This is a genomic window from Algibacter marinivivus (assembly GCF_003143755.1).
Lineage (GTDB): Bacteria > Bacteroidota > Bacteroidia > Flavobacteriales > Flavobacteriaceae > Algibacter_B > Algibacter_B marinivivus.
In genome coordinates, this window is the sequence record NZ_QFRI01000001.1 from 746905 (window position 1) to 766114 (window position 19210).

The following is a 19210-nucleotide window of genomic DNA, read 5'->3' on the forward strand; positions in this document are numbered from 1 at the left end:
TAATTAAACTTCAGTTTTCTTTTTATGAGATAAATAAACGCCAAGTAAAATAATTATACTCGCTACACCTTGTAACCAACTAAACGTTTCACCATCTAAAAATCCCCACATTAAAGCCACTATAGGCATCAAATAAGTAACTGATGATGCGAAAACTGGAGTAGAAATATGCACCAACTTATTAAATAAAATTTTAGCTAGTGCTGTTCCAAAAAACGATAAAATAGTAATGTAAACCATGGCCATTTTAAAATCTGGTTTACTAAAAGTTTCTTCAGAAAAGAAATCTGTAAAAAGCAAAACTATAATAGCTGGAATAAAAATACCTACAAAATTACCCGTAGCAATGGTTAACGGTTTTACATGTTGTAAATACTTTTTTATAATATTTACGTTGGTAGCGTACATTAACGTTGATAGGATCACGAAAACAGCATACCAATAATTTTGATTTGGGTTTAAATCTGCGCCTTTTAAAATTAGCATTGCTGTACCTACAAATCCAATAATAACACCTACTATTTGTCTCTTGGTTGATGCTATTTTAAAAACAGCAAAGCCTAACAAAATAGCATTTAAAGGCACTAATGAATTTAATACTGAAACCACAGCACTATCAATTTCAGTTTCTGCAATAGCAAAGAAAAATGATGGTATAAACGATCCAAGAACTCCAGATATGATAAGCCATTTCCAATCAGTAGATTTTATGGTTTTAATAGTTTTAAAACCCATAGCAAACAAAAAGAGTCCAGTTATAACAACCCTTAAAGCTCCTAATTGATATGGTGTTAATCCTAAAAGCGCCTTCTTAATTAAAATGAAGGAGCTCCCCCAAATTAACGACAGAACAAAAAGATAGAACCATTTAGAATTTACGCCACCCATCAAATGAATTTAGAAACACAAAATTCAGCTTTTTAACACAATAAACCGCATTATTTGTTAGTTTTGTGGTAGAAACTTTTTAAAGATTATTTAAATGAAAACAATAAAACATATTTTACTAATTACACTCATTACAACTTTTGCTTTTAGTTGTAAGAACGAGAAAAACCCAGAAGTAAAAACGGTTGAAGTTGAAACCGAAGTTGCTAAAGAAATAGATCCAAACGCAACTTTTGCTAAAGCAGAATTTACTATTGACGGTATGACATGCCAAATAGGTTGTGCTGCTACTATTCAAAAGAAAATTTCAAAAATGGATGGTGTAAAATCTGCAACAGTAGATTTTGACAAGAAACTAGCAATGGTTGAATACAATGAAGCTAAAGTAACACCAACCACACTTGAGGAAGCTGTTGCTAAAGTTTCTGAAACTTACAAAGTAAGTGATATGAAAACAGTTGAAAATTTTTCAACTAAAAAAGCATGTTCAGCAGATTGTGAGAAAGCATGTTGTGCAAACAAAGACAAAAAAACTTGCAAACCTGGATGCGAGAAAGCATGTTGTAAAGATGGTGCTAAAACTGATGAGAAAGTAGCTTGTAAAGCAGACTGTAAAAAAGCATGTTGCGCTGCAAAAGAAGCATAACTTTAAGTTTAAATAAATTACCAAAAAAGGCTTCTCATATGATGAGAAGCCTTTTTATTTCCAAGTAATAGTTTCCATGATACGTTTTATATCCTTTTGCAAATAATTAGCAGCAGGCAGTATAGAATCATAATTAGGTTTAGCATGAAAATACAATGATCCTGTTAAAAAATGATTCAAACTATCAGTAACATAAAACTGGGCTGGAGATGCTACATTTCCTTTAACTTCTGATAGCATTCCGTAAACTTTTCTTTTAGAATCCTCAAAAGGATAAGCAGGAATCTCGTCTGCTTTTTTAGTATGTTCTAACGTGAATTTTTGAGCATCTCTTAAAAACGCTTTGAAATTTTTTTCATCTTTTTCTATAGCCTTATAAGTTAAAAAGATAGTCCCTTTTAAAGCTGGATATTCTAAATTTATACCAAAACTTTTAGTGGGAGATTTCAATTCTTTTGAAACGACTTTAGTTGCCAATAAATTTTTTTCAAAAGCAAATGGTAATTCTAAATTAGCATCAACATACTTAGCTCTTGGATATTCCAATCTCAATTCTGCTTTTGGCTTGGGTGTGTAATCTTCATTTCCACACGAAAAACAGAAAACAACTAGCAATAAAAGAAATAGATATTTCATCATTATTTTATAGTGAATTTTACAAGCTTGATACGTTTCTTATCCATAGCTTCAATAGTAAAAACGTAATTTTCAAAATTTATTTTACTATTAAGTTTCGGAAAACTACCAGAGATTTCTAAAACAAAACCAGCTATAGTTTCAGCTTCACCTTTATTTTCTTCAAAAATAGTGTCATCTTCAAGCCTAATAATTTTATAAAAGTCTTTCAATGCTGTTTTACCTTCAAACACATAATTATTATCATCAAGCTTAGAATATGTTAAATCTTCATCATCAAACTCATCACTAATATCACCTACAATTTCTTCAATAATATCTTCTAAAGAAATCAACCCCGAAGTACCACCATACTCATCAACAACAACAGCAAGATGCACTTTCTTTTCTTGAAATTCTGCCATTAAATCATCTAACTTTTTATTCTCAGGAACAAAAAATGGTTCTCGCAATAGAGTCGTCCAATCAAATTGTTTTCTATCAATATATGGCAGTAAATCTTTCACGTATAAAATCCCTTCAATAGTATCCATACTATCACGATAAACTGGGATTCTGGAATATCCGTTTTCAATAACTTGTGGCATAATTTCTAGATATTTCTGCTCAATATTCAATGCAAAAATATCTATCCTCGGACGCATCACTTGCTTAGTATCTGTATTTCCAAAAGACACAATACCTTGTAAAATTTTGTGTTCTTCTTTAGTGGTATCTTCCTCACTAGTAAGTTCTAGAGCTTGTGATAATTGATCGACACTAAGGTTAGATTTTTGTTTCCCTAACTTATTATGAATACCTATAGTTACACTACGCATTGGTAAACTTATAGGTGATAAAACAACGTCTAAAACCTTAAGCGGATAAGCCATAAATGTGGCGAACTTTAAATTGTTTCTACTGGCATAAATTTTAGGAAGAATTTCGCCAAAAAGCAGAATCAGAAACGTAACTACAACCACTTCAACTAAAAATTTAATTTTTGGGCTGTCTATGTTACCAAACATAAAGTCTCCTAAAAAGGCAAACAAAATAACTATAGCAATATTGATAAAATTATTAGCTACTAAAATAGTGGCAAGTAGTTTTTTAGGGCGCTCTAAAAGTTGTTCTAAAACTTCAATGCGCTTCGATTTTTGTTCTAAACCATCTTCAAGATCACCTCTATTTAATGAAAATAAAGCCACTTCAGCTCCAGAAATAAGTGCAGAACAAACCAAAAGCACAAAAAGCAATGCAAAACTTAAAACAACCGAAACATCAGTTGCTCCAATTAAAAGTATAAAACTCGCGGGATCAGGATCCAATTACAACTGGTTTAGTTAAACATAGAATTCTCGAAAAGTTATCGAGCATATTATTAAAATGGAAGATCATCATTGTCTTCTGCAATAGGTTGACTACTTGGTTGTGGATTTTCAGCAGGCTTTTGAGCTGCCGGTGATTCAGCATTTGATGCATTATTAGCACTTTCTTTTTTAGTTGAAAGGAAGGTAAAATCATTACATTGAATTTCAGTTGAATACCTATCATTCCCCTTATCATCTGTCCATTTTCTGGTTTTCAATCTGCCTTCAATATATACTTTATCGCCTTTGCTTAAATATTTTTCGCAAATTTCAGCACCTTTATTTCTAACTACTATATTATGCCATTCGGTATTTGTAATACGCTCATTAGTTTGCTTACTTGTATAAGTTTCACTGGTAGCTATTGGAAACCTACCAATACAGCCACCACCTTCAAAATAATGCATTTTAACATCATCACCTAAATTCCCTATAAGCATTACTTTATTTAACGATCCTGACATAATTTTTGTTTTTTAAGAAGAAGCAAAAGTAAAGAATTGCTTCGCATTTTTTTAAAATTAATAAAAAAATATGAGTGTTGGCATTAAACCACTAGAAATTAAACGATTCAATAAAATTTCCTATCAAAATAGGAACTGCAAAATCTCTTATTTTTTCAACCGAAACACCTTCTATTGGAAGTCTATTTGTATTAATAACCCAAAACTTGGTATACAAATGTTGGTGTGATAATTTGTGTACAATGTCTTCCTTATTATATAGTACCAACTCAAAATTTAAATCTTTCAATAAACTGTAATTATCAGCTTCTTCTTTAAAAGATTTATAAGTCATACTTTTACTAGTTTCAATCAAAGGAAACTGATACAAGTTTTGCCAAATACCCTTACGCTCTCTTTTTTCTAAAATTGTTTTTCCATCTTCAGAAATAAAAACTAAAAAATTGAAATACTTCTTTTTCGCTTTCGCGGATTTAATTTTTACTGGTAATTCGGAAATTCGGTTTTTATTAAAAGCTATACAACCATCCTTAAAAGGACATATATTACAATACGGATTTTTGGGTTTGCATTGCGTAGCACCAAATTCCATAATAGCTTGATTAAATTCAGCAGGCTCTTTTTTATCAATCAATTCTTGAGCAAGCGATTTAAACTCTTTGGCGCCTTGTGATGAATTTATAGGTGTATCCATTCCAAAATAACGAGACAATACTCTATACACATTGCCATCAACAACAGCAGCAACCTCGTTAAAACAAATAGAGGCTATAGCACTAGCCGTATAATCTCCAACTCCTTTAAGTTTTAGTAAGTCTTTATAATTATCAGGAAACTTCCCTCCCAACGCACTAACAACATATTTTGCAGAGGCATGTAAGTTTCTTGCACGGGAATAATACCCAAGTCCTTGCCATAATTTAAGCACATCGCTTTCATCTGCATTAGCCAAATCAAAAACGGTAGGATAATTACTAACAAAAGCTTCATAATAAGGTAAACCTTGTTTTACTTGGGTTTGCTGTAAAATAATTTCCGAAAGCCAAATATAATATGGGTTTTTGGTTTCACGCCACGGCAAATTTCTCTTATTGTTTGAGTACCAATGTGTTAAGGTTTTTGAAAATATCATGAATTCATTTAATCGAGGAAACAAAAATAAACGTTTATAATATTAAATTTTAGTGAATTAGGTTTGAAATATTGAATATTAAATGCATATATTTGCATCCCTTTTAGAATTTATAATAACATAAAAAATAATATATTAAAATGACGAAGGCTGATTTAGTAGCAAAGATTTCTGAGAAATTAGGAATTGAAAAAGGTGATGTTCAAGCAACTGTTGAGACATTTATGGAAGAAGTAAAAACTTCTTTAGAAGGTGGTGATAATGTTTACCTAAGAGGTTTTGGAAGCTTTATAATTAAAACTAGAGCTGAAAAAACTGGTAGAAACATTTCTAAAAACACAACTATCAAGATACCTGCTCATAATATCCCTGCATTTAAGCCTGCAAAAGTATTTGTAGAAGGCGTTAAAACAAATGTAGACGTTAAATAAAACATCAAAGTGCTGTCCCGATAGCTATCGGGATCAGTGTTAAAACGAATTATTAATTTAAAAAGACACTATTTATGCCAAGTGGTAAAAAACGTAAAAGACATAAGGTAGCGACGCACAAGCGAAAAAAACGTAGACGCGCTAACCGTCACAAAAAGAAAAAATAAATCAAAAAAGTAGTTAGATTAGCTACTTTTTTTGGTTTTAAAAACAACAAGTTCATTGAAATGAGTTCATTAATTTTTTAACACTTTAATAAGTGTTGTTTGAACTCCACGGATTAAAATCCTGTGAAAAAATAATGTTTAATCCATCCCGATTTATCGGGACAAAAATTAACTAAATGGATAAAGAATTGATCATTCGATCTAGTTCCGACAATGTTGATTTTGCCTTATTAAAAGATGGAAAACTTATTGAATTACAGAAAGATGAAGATAGTAACGACTTTGCTGTTGGTGATGTGTTTATAGCCAAAATCAGAAAAGCCGTTCCTGGACTAAATGCTGCATTTGTTAATGTAGGTTATGAGAAAGATGCATTTTTGCATTATCATGATTTAGGTCCAAAACTGCCTTCGCTTTTAAAATTCACAAAACGTGTAAGCACAGGTAAACTAAAAGATTTTTCTTTAAAAAATTTCCCATTTGAAAAAGATATTGATAAAGACGGTAAAATTACCGACGCATTAAAATCTAATCAATCGCTATTAGTACAAATTGTAAAAGAACCTATATCAACTAAAGGCCCTAGAATAAGCTCTGAGCTTTCTATTGCAGGTAGATATATTGTTTTAGTTCCTTTTTCTAGCAGAATTTCTATTTCTCAAAAAATAGAAGACCGCGAAGAAAAAGACCGATTAAAACGCTTGGTAAAGAGTATAACTCCCCAAGGTTTTGGCGTAATTGTACGTACCGTAGCACAAGGCAAAAAAGTAGCTGAACTAGATAAAGATTTACAAAATTTGCTTAGTCGTTGGACGGCAATGTGTAAAAAGCTACACAGAGCACATCATCCTAGTAAAGTATTAGGAGAAATGAATAAAGCCTCGTCAATTTTACGAGACATATTTAATGATTCCTTTACGGGAATTACAGTAGATGATGAAGAGCTCTATTACCAAATTAAAGATTACGTGCAAGAAATTGCACCACAAAAAGAATCAATAGTTAAACTGTATCAGTCTAAAAATCCAATTTTTGAAAAATTTGGAATTGAAAGACAAATAAAAACCTCCTTTGGAAAAACCGTATCTATGGCAAAAGGTGCCTATTTGGTTATCGAACATACCGAAGCCCTACATGTTATAGATGTAAATAGCGGAAATCGCTCAAACAAAGCAAATAACCAAGAGGATACAGCATTAGAGGTTAACTTAATTGCAGCTACAGAAATGGCGCGTCAGTTACGCTTGCGTGATATGGGCGGGATCATCGTAGTAGATTTTATAGACTTAACCAGTGCAGAAAACAGGCAAAAATTGTTCAATCACCTTCGAGATGAAATGAAGGACGACAGAGCAAAACACAAAATATTGCCTCCAAGTAAATTTGGATTGATACAAATAACAAGACAACGCACAAGACCAGAAATGAACATTAAAACGCGCGAGGAAAATCCAGACGCAATAATTAATGGCGCAGAGGTTGAAGCACCAATAGGGTTGATACAAAAAATCAATCAAGATCTTGAAAGACTAATTAAAAAAGACTATAAGAAGTTGACTTTAAACACACATCCTTTTATAGCAGCCTTTTTAACAAAAGGTGTTCCATCTATACGTTCTAAATGGTTATTAGAACATAAAAAATGGGTGAAAATTTTACCAAGAGATGCTTACACATACTTAGAATATCATTTTTTCGATAAAGATGGTAATCAAATTAAATAATTAAAAAACCCGCTACTTTTATAGTTAGCGGGTTTTTTGTTTTTATATGTCATTGCGAAACCTATAGGTTGTGGCAATCTCATTCAAACATCAACTACTCTTAATTTTTATTTGGCGTTACCAAAAGGGTCGGGCTATCCGTTACAAGTCCTCGCACCTCTACCGATAGCTATCGGGATCAGGCTATGGGCTTTTCTCTACTATCCCTAACGCGAATTTAGTACTTCCAAAAAACTTATTGAAAATGACACTTTTTCAACCATCATTATTGTTCTCCAGAATCAAAATATTCAAACTTCTTTACAATATCATTTTCAAAATACAATTTTAAATCTATTAAATTGAAGTCTGCCCATGATCTTCCAACTAACTTGTATTGAAAAATTTTCCCGTCTTCTAATACCATTTCGGGTTCGCCAAAAACATCATTAATCTTGTTTTTTGATTTCCCAATTAAGTATTCAGATTCAAGCAAATCATCTATCATCTTATGTCTTTCAGTTATATTTTCTTTCCAAACTATTTCATCAAATTTCTCCTTTGGTATTTTAGTTAAATTATTGAAAAATAAAACCGAAATAAAACTGTATATAAGTATTGCTGATAAAACTGAAATAATATTTTTAAAGCCCTTTTTTTCTTTAAAATAATTTAATTTATTTAAAATTAACTTTATAAAAATGAAGATTATTGTAATCTCTATTATAAAGTATATTATACCTAAAATCATCTCTATATAAGTTTATTAATCTGTTGGAACTGATTGTCCTAAGTTATTAATATATTCCAATTCCCTCATCATTTAATGCTTGTATTATCGCAGTACAAATTACAGGATCTCTACTTAAAAAATTACTGTGGAAAACTAGTAAAATTTATATTTACAGCACTCGTTTGTAACGAGTGCTAGCAGCAAATTTAGTGTACAAATCATGATTAAGATAACTTGGAATCTTTAGCATAAAAGCTACCTCCAACTACCAAAGCCGCAGAAATTATCATTAAATTCTTAATAATATATTGGCCTTCCATAGTTGGTAGAAATAAATTATTGTTTTGATACACTACATCAGGCAAAAATATTAATGGCATAAAAGTACCTCCCATTTGTAAAAACAATAACCCTATGGCAATACGTGTCGTTTTTTTAAATAAAAATAAAATACCAATAACAACTTCCCACCAACCAATAATATGTACCCAAACATCTGCCTCTATAAATGGTAACCATGCTACTGTTGCTTTAAGTAAAGGGATTGCTGCTGATACTTCCAAAGGTTTTAAAATTCCAAACCAAAAAAAGATAATTGCAAAAGAAATTCTTAATGCATGAACACCCCATAATTTCATGAATTTGGCAATATTCTGGTCAATTTGTTCTAGTTTGGATTTCATTGCTATAATTTCAATATTTATGAATTATATTAACTAAAATTTATGGCGCTGGATTAGGCATTGCCTCATGTACCTCATCAATCTGCTCTAAAACTGCATCACTTAAAGTTACATTAATACTATCAATGTTTTCTTTTAGCTGTTCTAAGTTGGTAGCTCCAATAATGGTACTTGTAACAAAAGGTTGCTGGTTTACAAACGCTAAACTCATTTGAGCTAAAGTCATATTATTATCTTCAGCAATTTTTAAATAGCGTTTTGCAGCCTCTGAAGCTTTTTCACCGCTATATCTAGCAAACCTTGGAAATAATTTTAAACGGGCATTATCAGCTGCAGTGCCATTTACATACTTACCCGAAAGTACTCCAAATCCCATTGGAGAATAGGCTAATAAACCAACGTTTTCTCTTAACGCTACTTCTGCAATATCAGTTTCAAAAGTTCTAGTTAGCATTGAGTATGCATTTTGTATAGTTGCAACTCTCGGTAGATTATGGCTTTTTGATTCTTCTAAATAACGCATAGTTCCCCAAGAATTTTCGTTAGATAATCCTATATTTCTAATCCTACCAGCTTTGATTTCATTATCTAAACTATGTAGAATGTCATTAAAATTATCTTCCCATTTGGTGTCCAATTTAAAATTTCTAACACCAAATCTGTTAGTATCACGCTCTGGCCAATGCAGTTGATATAAATCTATATAATCGGTTTGTAGCCTTTTTAATTCTAAATCGATAGCTTCTTTAATGGAGGCTGGACTAAACCCTGTAGTTCTAATATGTGCTGTATAATCTCCTGTTCCAGCAATTTTTGATGCAATAATAACCTTATCTCTATTATTTGTTTTTTTCAACCAAGTACCTATTATTTTACTTGTTCTGCCACTTATTTCTGCTGTGGCTGGTACAGGATATAATTCGGCAGTATCAATAAAATTCACACCTTGGTCTATGGCGTAATCCATTTGTTTGTGGCCTTCTGCTTCAGTGTTTTGGTTTCCCCAAGTCATTGAGCCTAAACATATTTTACTAACTTTTATATCGGTATTTGGTAGTGTAGTGTATTTCATTAATTTTTCTTTTTTTTAGAAGTGTAAATATAAAAAACCTAAAATCGCTTTTTGAACTGAAACCCTTAAATATGTGTTAAGACCAATAAAAAAACCATTAAAAGTCAATAAGGCTTTTAATGGTTTTTTGCGTTAGGGATTAAGGCATTTGTTGAAGCTCCCCGACGAAGAAGGGAGCGACTGCCGAAAGCGCGACCCTTTTCGGGTAACGCCCTAATTATTTTACTCGCTTAACAATTTAGAAAGCTCATCTAACTTTGGTGTTAAAATAACTTCTATACGTCTGTTTTTTGCTTTACCTTCTGGGGTGCTGTTGGATGCCACAGGAGCAAACTCGCCACGACCAGCAGCTGTTAAATTTTCTGGATTGATGTTGTTATTTTGACGTAAAATATTAACGATTGCCGTGGCACGTTTGGTTGACAAATCCCAATTACTGGTTAATGTTCCGTTGCCTTTGTATGGCACATTATCGGTATGGCCTTCGATTAAAACGGCAATATCTGGATTGTCTCCAAGCACGTTACCGAGTTGCTTAACCGCTCTTGTACCCTCTGAACCTACCGCCCAACTTCCTGAGCTGAAAAGGAGTTTGTTTTCCATGGACACATAGACTTTTCCGTCGCGTTGCTCTACGGTTAAACCTTTGCCTTCAAAATCAGTTAAAGCTTTGGAAATGGCGTTTTTAAGCGCCGTCATAGCTGCATCTTTTGAGGCGATAACTTGCTCTAATTCTGCCACACGATTGGAACGATCTTCCAGCTCTTTTTTAAGTTTTGCAAGTCTTGCGTTTTCTTCGGCTAAGGCTTGTTCTTTAGCTTCTAATTGTGCTAACAACTCTCTGTTCTTTTTAGAATTGGCTGCAATAGCTGCAGAACTATTTTTCTCTAAAGCATCATACGAGGCTTTTAAGTTATCTAAATTGGATTTTGCTGCGTTGTATTCAGCTTGTAATTTATCGCGTTGTGCAACAGCTTCATCATAGACAGATTGCAATTGCTTTAATTCGTTTTCAGCTGCTGTTTTGGCACTTAACAATGCCTCGTTATCTATTGATAGTTTTTTGTTTTCTTGCTTTAAATCGGCATATTTAGCTTCAAGATCTTTATACACTTTTGGCGATACACAAGAGGCTAAAAGGACAAAAGTTAATAAGGTGAATAGACTTTTTTTAATCATGTTGTTTGGGTTCATTTATTATTTATTTTCTATTTCTACTAGTATAGGACAATGGTCACTATGTACTGCTTCGGATAGTATAACGGCTCTTTTTATGTTTTCTTGTAGGGGTTGAGAAACCATGGCGTAATCTAATCGCCAACCTTTGTTATTCGCTCGTGCATTAGCACGGTAACTCCACCAACTATATTGCTGTAATTCGGGGTTAATAAACCTGAACGAATCAATAAAACCACTATTAATAAAACTTCCAATCCATTCCCGCTCTACGGGCAAAAATCCTGAAACACCTTTCATTTTTGGGTTATGGATATCCATTTCTTCATGACAAATATTATAATCGCCACAGATAATTAGGTTTGGAATGTCTTTTTTGAGATTGTTGATATACTCTTGAAACAGGTCCATATATTCTAACTTATGGTTTAATCTGGCATCGTTTGTTCCTGATGGCAAATACAAACTCATTACAGAAAACCCATCATAATCAGCACGAATATTTCGGCCTTCAAAATCCATTGATTCTATGCTTGTACCATATTCAACATGCTTTGGCTCCGTTTTACTTAAAATAGCCACACCACTATAGCCCTTCTTTTGTGCACTAAACCAATAATTGTATTTGTAACCAGCTTCTTCAAAAAGACTTAAATCTAATTGCTCTTTCATGGCTTTAATTTCTTGCAAACAAACTACATCTGGATTTGCTGCTTTTAACCAATCGATAAAACCTTTATTAATGGCTGCTCGAATACCGTTTACGTTATAGGATATTATTTTCATTTGATTAAATAAGTATATCAGCTAAAATAAATAATGCGTTACTTTTACACTATAAAAAGTAGCAGGAGTTTTAACGAAGCTATTAACAAAATATTTTAAACGATTTACAGTTTAAGTATCTGATGAAGTTTTTTACATGCATTCTTATGGTTTTAATTGGTTTTTGTGCGTTTTCGCAGAATCCATCTTCGAACTATAAAACTAAAAAAGTAGCAGTAAATGACACCATTAAAATTGATAGCGTAAGTATTAATTCCAATTCGTTTTCCGTTAGAAAAAAAGATAACTCCATTATTGATTCTACTTATTATTCTGTTGATTTTGCAAAAGCTGTTTTAAGATTTAAAAAACCTATTGAAACAGACTCAATTATTATAAATTATCTGAAATTTCCCGAGTTCTTAACAAAAACCTATCAACAATTAGACGAAAACATTATTGTTGAAAACAACAGCACTAATCAAACACTTTATAAATTATCTCAACCCAATACAGATAGAAATTTCATTCCTTTTGATGGTTTAACCACTTCTGGTAGTATTTCTCGTGGTGTAACAGTTGGTAATAATCAAAACTCGGTTTTAAATAGTGAATTAGACCTTCAAATTACGGGGAAACTTAATGATAAAGTATCATTAAGAGCTTCTATTCAAGACGCCAATATCCCTTTACAAGAAAGTGGTTATAGCCAGCGTTTGGATGAATTTGACCAGGTGTTTATCGAACTATTTAGCGACCGCTGGAATGTGCGTGCTGGAGATATTGATTTACTAAATACCGAATCTTATTTTGCTAGTTTTTCTAAACGTGTGCAAGGATTAAACTTCAATTTAAAATTGGGAGAAGAAGATACTCGAACTAATTTATTTGCAGCAGGCGCCATTGTTCGTGGGCAGTTTACCACTAGTCAGTTTATTGCTCAAGAGGGTAACCAAGGGCCTTATAAACTTCAAGGACCTAATGGCGAATTGTTTGTACTTATTGTTTCGGGTAGTGAGACTGTTTATGTAAACGGAATTCCTGTAAAACGTGGTGAAGATCAAGATTATATTATTGATTATAATGCTGGTGAAATTATTTTCAATTCCACATTTCCAATCACTTCTGAAATGCGAATTACGGTAGATTATCAATTTAGCGACCGGAATTATTCAAGGTTTGTTGCTTATGGTGGTGGGAATTATACTAGTGAAAAGTTTAAAATTGGAGTTTCTGTATATTCTGAAAACGATGCTAAAAATCAACCCCTACAACAAAATTTGTCTGAAGAACAGGTTGATATTCTTACGAATGCTGGTGATGATAAATCTCAAATGGTAGCACCTTCTGAAATTAGAGATGAATTAAACGATAATAGAATTTTATATAAAAAAGAACTGATTAGTGGCGTTGAAGCGTTTGTGTTTTCAAATGATCCTGATGATGAATTGTATCGGGTTACTTTTACTTTAGTAGGAGAAAATCAAGGCGATTATACTTTAAGTAACATTAATGCTATTAATAATATTTATGAGTTTGTTGGAGTTAATCAAGGAAATTACGCGCCAGTTGTTCAGTTAGTAGCTCCTACTAAATTGCAAATTGCTGTTTTAAACGGAATTTATAAACCCTCGGATAAAACAAATATTAGTTTTGAAGCTTCTGGGAGTAAAAATGATTTAAACTTATTTTCTAATACTGACGATGATGATAATGATGGATTTGCTGGAAAAATAAATATGAATCAAGCGCTTATTAAAAGAGATAGCCTGTGGAATTTAGATGCTTATTTTGATAGTGATTATATCAGTTCTGATTATAGAAATATTGAAGGCTTATACAACCCAGAATTTAATCGTGATTGGAATTTAGACCAAAACAACATCAACGGTATTGGTTTAAATTTAGGAAACCAATGGCTCGTAAATTCTGGATTTAGACTTTTTCATCATAAAAAAGGGAGTTTAAATTATCAATTTGAGCATTTAAATTTCTCAGATGGGTTTAATGGAAATCGACATATAGCTTATGCTAATTTACTTTTAAATCGTTGGAACATTGTATCTTCCTCTAGTTTTTTAAATGCCGACTCTAACATCAATACTTCATCGTTTTTAAGGTCTTACAATCGTATTACTTATAGCATGAGGAAAAGTTGGATTGGTACTAGAATAAGTATTGAAGATAATGAGCAACGTAATAATTCAACACAAGAACTCACTCCTTTAAGCCAACGATTTAAATCTTACGAAGTGTTTTTTGGCGTTGGAGATAGCACTAAAATATTTACTGAAATAGGTTATAAAAACAGAGTAAATGATAGTATTAGAAATAACCAATTAGAAAAAGTAAACACCTCTAACACCTTTTATTTAGATTCTAGATTTATTCAAAACAAAAACACAAACTTGTCTTTATACGCTAACTACCGTACACTAAAAAATACAGATGATGCCATTGAAGATGAAAACTCTATAAACTCTAGATTACAGTTTAATCAGAAACTATTTAATCAAGTTATCCAATGGAATACCATTTTTGAAACCAATTCTGGACGACTACCTCAACAAGATTTTACTTATGTAGAAGTTGAAGCTGGACAAGGCACATACACATGGAATGACTATAATGAAAACGGGATTCAAGAGCTTGAAGAATTTGAAATTGCGCAGTTTCAAGATGAAGGCAGATTTATTCGGGTGCTTCTACCAAATCGTGTGTTTATAAAAACGCATCAAAATAGATTGAGTCAAACTTTTACTATTAATCCAGCACAGTGGTCGGTTTCAGAAAGTAAATCCAAAAAGTTCTGGTCTCATTTTTATAACCAAACCAGCTATTTAATTGATAGAAAGATTAAACGTGAAGGCAGTAAATTCAATTTAAATCCTTTTAATAATAATGAAGAGGACCAATTGGGATTACAATTAAACTTTAGAAATGTTCTGTTTTTTAATAGAGGAAAACAGCGTTACACCACATCATATACTTTTTTGGATAACATAACAAGAAATGTATTATCCGTTGGTTTTATTGAAAATAGCTTAAGAAGCCATCAGCTTAATTTTAATCATAAACTATCTGAAAATTGGTTAATTAATATGCTTTCTGCTTTTGATAATAACGAAAGTATTAGCGAGAATTTTGCTAGTAAAAACTTCAATTTTGATGAAACTAGATTTAACCCAAAACTATCCTATCTTTTTAATGATAATTCTAGTTTTGATGTCTTTTACCAATATGCTAGTAAAAATAATTCTGTTGGTGAGATGGAAACTTTAAAGCAACAGAATTACGGCGTGTCTTTTACTTTAGGAGGCAGTCAAAACAGTGCTATTAATGGAGAATTTAACTATTTTTCAAATGATTATACTGGGAACCCTAACACACCTGTAGCCTACCAAATACTTGAAGGTCTGCAACCTGGAAAAAACTTTACATGGAGTTTATTAGCTCAAAAAAAACTAACTAAATTTTTAGATTTAAACCTAAGCTATTTTGGAAGAAAAACAGAGACTAGTAGAGCTATTCACTCTGGATCTATTCAATTAAAGGCGTATTTTTAAAATTTGGAAGAAGAATCAATTTTTTCAAATACTGAAATAATTGTTTTAACAGCTTCAGTATAAAACTCTGGGTGAATATTTTCATAATCATCAGTAGGTTCATGATAATCTTTGTGGTCTTCTACTCCGAAATATAAAAACGGAATGCCTCTTTTATGAAAATTAGCGTGATCTGAAGAATATGTCCAATTATCTAATCCGTCATAACCATCATGACCTCTTACAAGTTTGATTTTACATGAATGATTAAAATCAGTGATTAGTTTTTTTAATCCCTTATTTTCAGATGTTCCAACAACATATAATTCTTTATTATCACTTCGGCTTATCATATCCATATTTAGATTAATGACAATATCTTTTGAATTAATGATCGAATTATTTACATAATATTTAGACCCTTGTAAACCAAGCTCTTCACCATCAAAAGCCGCTAAAATAACAGAATGCTTTGGTGGATGCTTTTTAAAATATTCGGCAAAAGCAAACAACGCACCTATTCCTGAAGCGTTATCATCGGCACCATTATATATTTTACCATATTTAACACCTTCATGATCGTAATGTGCACTTATAACTATATATTTTTTCGAGAATTCTGAGCCTTTAATAACACCCATAACATTTACCGCATTAAATGCTTTTCTTTTTTTTATAAATGAAAATGGTTGCTCAAAAGACTTTCCTAAAGGCTTTACCTTAAGAGTATGTAATTGATTAATTATATATTTTCTAGTTTTAGCAGCACCTTTTGTTCCGGTTCTTCTGCCTTCAAATGCATCAGAAGATAAAGACTTAACATGTTTCAATAAAGTCTTTTCATCAAATGTGGAACATGCTTTTGATTCTGTTTGAGCGAAAATTTCTTCACCTTGAAATGTTAGGAAGAAAACTATTAATAAGAGAAATCTTTTCATAAATGCTATTAGTCACTAAATATACTTAATTTATTTTATTCACTTCTTTAAATAACAAAGCCCATACCAAAAATGATACGGGCTTAAAGTATTATAGTTTTAAGCTTCTTATTTAATAGTAGCTTTCATTAATTCTCTGTTCATTCTTGCAATGTTATCTAACGAAATTCCTTTAGGGCATTCCACCTCACAAGCTCCTGTATTTGTACAATTACCAAAACCTTCTAAATCCATTTGAGCTACCATGTTTTGCACACGATCTGCTGCTTCTACTTGTCCTTGTGGCAATAAAGCATATTGAGACACTTTAGCACCTACAAATAACATAGCACTTGAGTTTTTACAAGTAGCGACACAAGCTCCACAACCTATACATGTTGCAGCATCCATAGCCTCATCTGCATCGTGCTTAGAAATAGGAATTGAATTCGCGTCTTGTGTATTACCAGATGTGTTTACAGAAATATAACCTCCTGCTTGCTGAATACGCTCAAAAGCAGTTCTATCAACTACTAAATCTTTTATTACTGGAAATGCAGCTGCTCTAAATGGTTCGATAGTAATAGTATCTCCATCATTAAACATACGCATGTGTAATTGACATGTTGTGATACCTCTATCTGGTCCGTGTGCTTCTCCGTTAATGTACATAGAACACATACCACAAATACCTTCACGACAATCATGATCAAAAGCTACTGGCTCTTCACCAGAGTTTACTAACTGTTCATTCAATACATCCATCATTTCAAGAAATGACATATGTTCTGAAATTTCAGTTACTTTATAATCGACCATTTGACCCTTTGCATTTGAGTCTTTTTGTCTCCAAATTTTAAGTGTTAAATTCATAGGTCTTTCTTATTTGTATGAACGTTGTTTAAGTTCAATATCTTTAAATTCTAATTGTTCTTTATGTAATACTGCATCTGCAGGTTCTCCTTTATATTCCCAAGCTGAAACAAACGCATAATCTTTATCATTACGTTTTGCTTCTCCTTTTTGTGGTCCAGATTCTTCAGCAGATTCTTCTCTAAAGTGCCCTCCACAAGATTCATTTCTTGTTAAAGCATCCTTAGCAAACAATTCTCCTAATTCTAAGAAATCAGCAACACGACCTGCTTTTTCAAGTTCAGGGTTCATTTCATTTGCTGTACCAGGAACTGAAACTTCTTTCCAAAATTCTTCACGAATGGCTTTAATTTCTACCATGGCTTCTTTTAAGCCTTTTTCGTTACGAGACATTCCGCACTTATCCCACATTATTTTACCAAGCTTCTTATGGAAATAGTCAACAGACTTTGTGCCTTTGTTAGTAACAAAGAAATCTATTTTAGCTTTCACTTCTTTTTCTGCCTCTTCAAATTCTTCAGTGTCCGTTGAAATTTTACCAGTTCTAATATCATCAGAAAGGTAATCTCCAATTGTATATGGCAACACAAAATAACCATCAGCTAAACCTTGCATTAAAGCAGAAGCTCCTAGTCTGTTCGCACCATGATCAGAGAAGTTAGCCTCACCTATACAGTACAATCCAGGAACAGTTGTCATTAGATTATAATCAACCCAAACACCTCCCATAGTGTAATGCACCGCTGGATAAATCATCATTGGTGTTTTGTATGGATTTTGATCTACAATTTTCTCATACATTTGGAATAAATTCCCGTATTTAGCCTCAACAATTTTCTGACCTAGTTCGTATATTTTTGCATCTGAAGCATTTTCAATATTATGAATCTTCGCTTGCTCTCTTCCGTAACGTTCAATTGCTGCAGCAAAATCTAAATACACAGCTTCACCTGTTGCATTAACACCATAGCCAGCATCACAACGTTCTTTAGCTGCACGAGATGCAACATCACGAGGCACCAAGTTACCAAAAGCTGGGTAACGACGCTCTAAGTAGTAATCTCTTTCGTCCTCAGATAAATCTGTAGGCTTTTTACGCCCCTCTCTAATTGCTTTTACATCGTCTAAACTTTTAGGTACCCATATACGTCCGTCATTACGTAATGATTCAGACATTAAGGTTAATTTAGATTGGTAATCGCCTGATCGCGGAATACACGTTGGATGAATTTGAGTATAGCAAGGATTTGCAAAATAAGCACCCTTTTTATGAATTTTCCATGCAGCAGTAACATTACTACCCATAGCGTTTGTTGACAAGAAATATACGTTTCCGTAACCACCAGTTGCAACCACCACAGCATGCGCAGAATGGCGCTCTATCTCTCCAGTAATTAAGTTTCTAGCAATAATACCTCTTGCTTTGCCATCAACCTTTACAACATCAAGCATTTCATGACGATTGAACATCTCAATCTTACCACGCGCAATTTGACGATTCATTGCTGAATAAGCGCCTAACAATAATTGCTGTCCCGTTTGGCCTTTAGCATAAAATGTTCTTGAAACTAATACACCTCCGAATGAACGGTTATCCAATAATCCACCATAATCACGAGCAAAAGGAACCCCTTGTGCTACACATTGGTCAATTATATTTGTAGACACCTCAGCTAAACGATATACATTAGCCTCTCGGGAACGATAATCACCTCCTTTTACAGTATCATAAAATAATCTATAGGTTGAATCACCATCTCCTTGATAGTTTTTTGCCGCATTAATTCCTCCTTGAGCAGCAATGGAGTGCGCACGACGTGGAGAATCTTGATAAGCAAATGCTTTTACGTTATATCCTAACTCCGCTAAAGTAGCAGCAGCAGAACCTCCTGCTAAACCTGTACCTACAACAATAATATCTATATGACGTTTATTAGCAGGATTTACTAAATCAATTTTATTTTTATAATCTGTCCATTTATCTTTAATTGGACCCTTTGGAACTCTTGAATCTAAAGCCATACTATATT

Annotated in this window: 17 protein-coding genes; 4 read left to right on the forward strand and 13 right to left on the reverse strand. The window is 32.7% G+C overall.

Going from position 1 to position 19210, the window contains the following annotated elements; translation table 11 throughout:
• Positions 1–3: 3 nt before the first annotated feature.
• The gene (locus DIS18_RS03605) at positions 4–888 is read right to left on the reverse strand and encodes a DMT family transporter (protein ID WP_109351660.1); all 885 of its coding nucleotides are present in this window, start codon (positions 886–888) and stop codon (positions 4–6) included.
• Positions 889–982: 94 nt separating this feature from the next.
• Between DIS18_RS03605 and DIS18_RS03610 the strand changes: the two genes are divergently transcribed.
• Positions 983–1534 (forward strand): heavy-metal-associated domain-containing protein, encoded by a 552-nt coding sequence (locus DIS18_RS03610; RefSeq protein WP_109351661.1) that lies wholly within the window; start codon positions 983–985, stop codon positions 1532–1534.
• 54 nt (positions 1535–1588) lie between these two features.
• Here the strand turns inward: DIS18_RS03610 and gldD are convergent, their stop codons facing one another.
• The 4 genes from gldD to mutY all read right to left on the reverse strand — a co-directional run bounded on the left by gldD (position 1589) and on the right by mutY (position 5115).
• Positions 1589–2170: a gliding motility lipoprotein GldD gene (gldD, locus tag DIS18_RS03615; protein ID WP_109352573.1), complete on the reverse strand. Its 582-nt coding sequence runs from the start codon at positions 2168–2170 to the stop codon at positions 1589–1591.
• 2 nt (positions 2171–2172) lie between these two features.
• Complete coding sequence (locus DIS18_RS03620; protein WP_109351662.1) at positions 2173–3477, reverse strand: gliding motility-associated protein GldE; 1305 nt, start codon at positions 3475–3477, stop codon at positions 2173–2175.
• Positions 3478–3530: 53 nt separating this feature from the next.
• Positions 3531–3983 carry a single-stranded DNA-binding protein gene (locus DIS18_RS03625; protein ID WP_109351663.1) on the reverse strand — a complete coding sequence of 151 codons (453 nt, stop codon included), beginning with the start codon at positions 3981–3983 and terminating at the stop codon, positions 3531–3533.
• A gap of 91 nt (positions 3984–4074) precedes the next feature.
• Positions 4075–5115, reverse strand: a complete 1041-nt coding sequence (mutY, locus tag DIS18_RS03630; RefSeq protein ID WP_109351664.1) for an A/G-specific adenine glycosylase — start codon at positions 5113–5115, stop codon at positions 4075–4077.
• Between the two features lie 140 nt (positions 5116–5255).
• Here mutY and DIS18_RS03635 point away from each other — a divergent pair, with 140 nt between their 5' ends.
• Positions 5256–5546: an HU family DNA-binding protein gene (locus DIS18_RS03635; protein WP_055442767.1), complete on the forward strand. Its 291-nt coding sequence runs from the start codon at positions 5256–5258 to the stop codon at positions 5544–5546.
• 343 nt (positions 5547–5889) lie between these two features.
• Complete coding sequence (locus tag DIS18_RS03640; protein ID WP_109351665.1) at positions 5890–7437, forward strand: Rne/Rng family ribonuclease; 1548 nt, start codon at positions 5890–5892, stop codon at positions 7435–7437.
• A gap of 265 nt (positions 7438–7702) precedes the next feature.
• Here the strand turns inward: DIS18_RS03640 and DIS18_RS03645 are convergent, their stop codons facing one another.
• The 5 genes from DIS18_RS03645 to DIS18_RS03665 form a co-directional block, all read right to left on the reverse strand.
• Positions 7703–8167, reverse strand: coding sequence for a hypothetical protein (locus tag DIS18_RS03645; protein WP_109351666.1), 465 nt, complete (start codon positions 8165–8167; stop codon positions 7703–7705).
• Between the two features lie 206 nt (positions 8168–8373).
• Positions 8374–8832 carry a hypothetical protein gene (locus DIS18_RS03650; RefSeq protein WP_109351667.1) on the reverse strand — a complete coding sequence of 153 codons (459 nt, stop codon included), beginning with the start codon at positions 8830–8832 and terminating at the stop codon, positions 8374–8376.
• A 40-nt stretch (positions 8833–8872) separates the two neighbouring features.
• Complete coding sequence (locus DIS18_RS03655) at positions 8873–9904, reverse strand: aldo/keto reductase (RefSeq protein WP_109351668.1); 1032 nt, start codon at positions 9902–9904, stop codon at positions 8873–8875.
• Positions 9905–10126: 222 nt separating this feature from the next.
• A complete protein-coding gene (locus tag DIS18_RS03660) occupies positions 10127–11083 on the reverse strand; it encodes an OmpA/MotB family protein (RefSeq protein ID WP_109352574.1) in 957 nt (318 codons plus the stop codon).
• A gap of 18 nt (positions 11084–11101) precedes the next feature.
• Complete coding sequence (locus DIS18_RS03665; protein WP_109351669.1) at positions 11102–11866, reverse strand: exodeoxyribonuclease III; 765 nt, start codon at positions 11864–11866, stop codon at positions 11102–11104.
• Between the two features lie 122 nt (positions 11867–11988).
• Here DIS18_RS03665 and DIS18_RS03670 point away from each other — a divergent pair, with 122 nt between their 5' ends.
• Complete coding sequence (locus DIS18_RS03670; RefSeq protein ID WP_109351670.1) at positions 11989–15411, forward strand: hypothetical protein; 3423 nt, start codon at positions 11989–11991, stop codon at positions 15409–15411.
• On the opposite strand, the gene DIS18_RS03675 is transcribed toward DIS18_RS03670, so the two are convergent.
• From DIS18_RS03675 to DIS18_RS03685, 3 genes are all read right to left on the reverse strand, one after another.
• The gene (locus DIS18_RS03675; RefSeq protein ID WP_109351671.1) at positions 15408–16328 is read right to left on the reverse strand and encodes a M28 family peptidase; all 921 of its coding nucleotides are present in this window, start codon (positions 16326–16328) and stop codon (positions 15408–15410) included. The two genes, DIS18_RS03670 and DIS18_RS03675, sit on opposite strands and share 4 nt — an antisense overlap.
• A 108-nt stretch (positions 16329–16436) precedes the next feature.
• Positions 16437–17180, reverse strand: a complete 744-nt coding sequence (locus tag DIS18_RS03680; RefSeq protein ID WP_109351672.1) for a succinate dehydrogenase/fumarate reductase iron-sulfur subunit — start codon at positions 17178–17180, stop codon at positions 16437–16439.
• Positions 17181–17189: 9 nt separating this feature from the next.
• Positions 17190–19202: a fumarate reductase/succinate dehydrogenase flavoprotein subunit gene (locus DIS18_RS03685; RefSeq protein ID WP_109351673.1), complete on the reverse strand. Its 2013-nt coding sequence runs from the start codon at positions 19200–19202 to the stop codon at positions 17190–17192.
• Positions 19203–19210 lie beyond the last annotated feature (8 nt).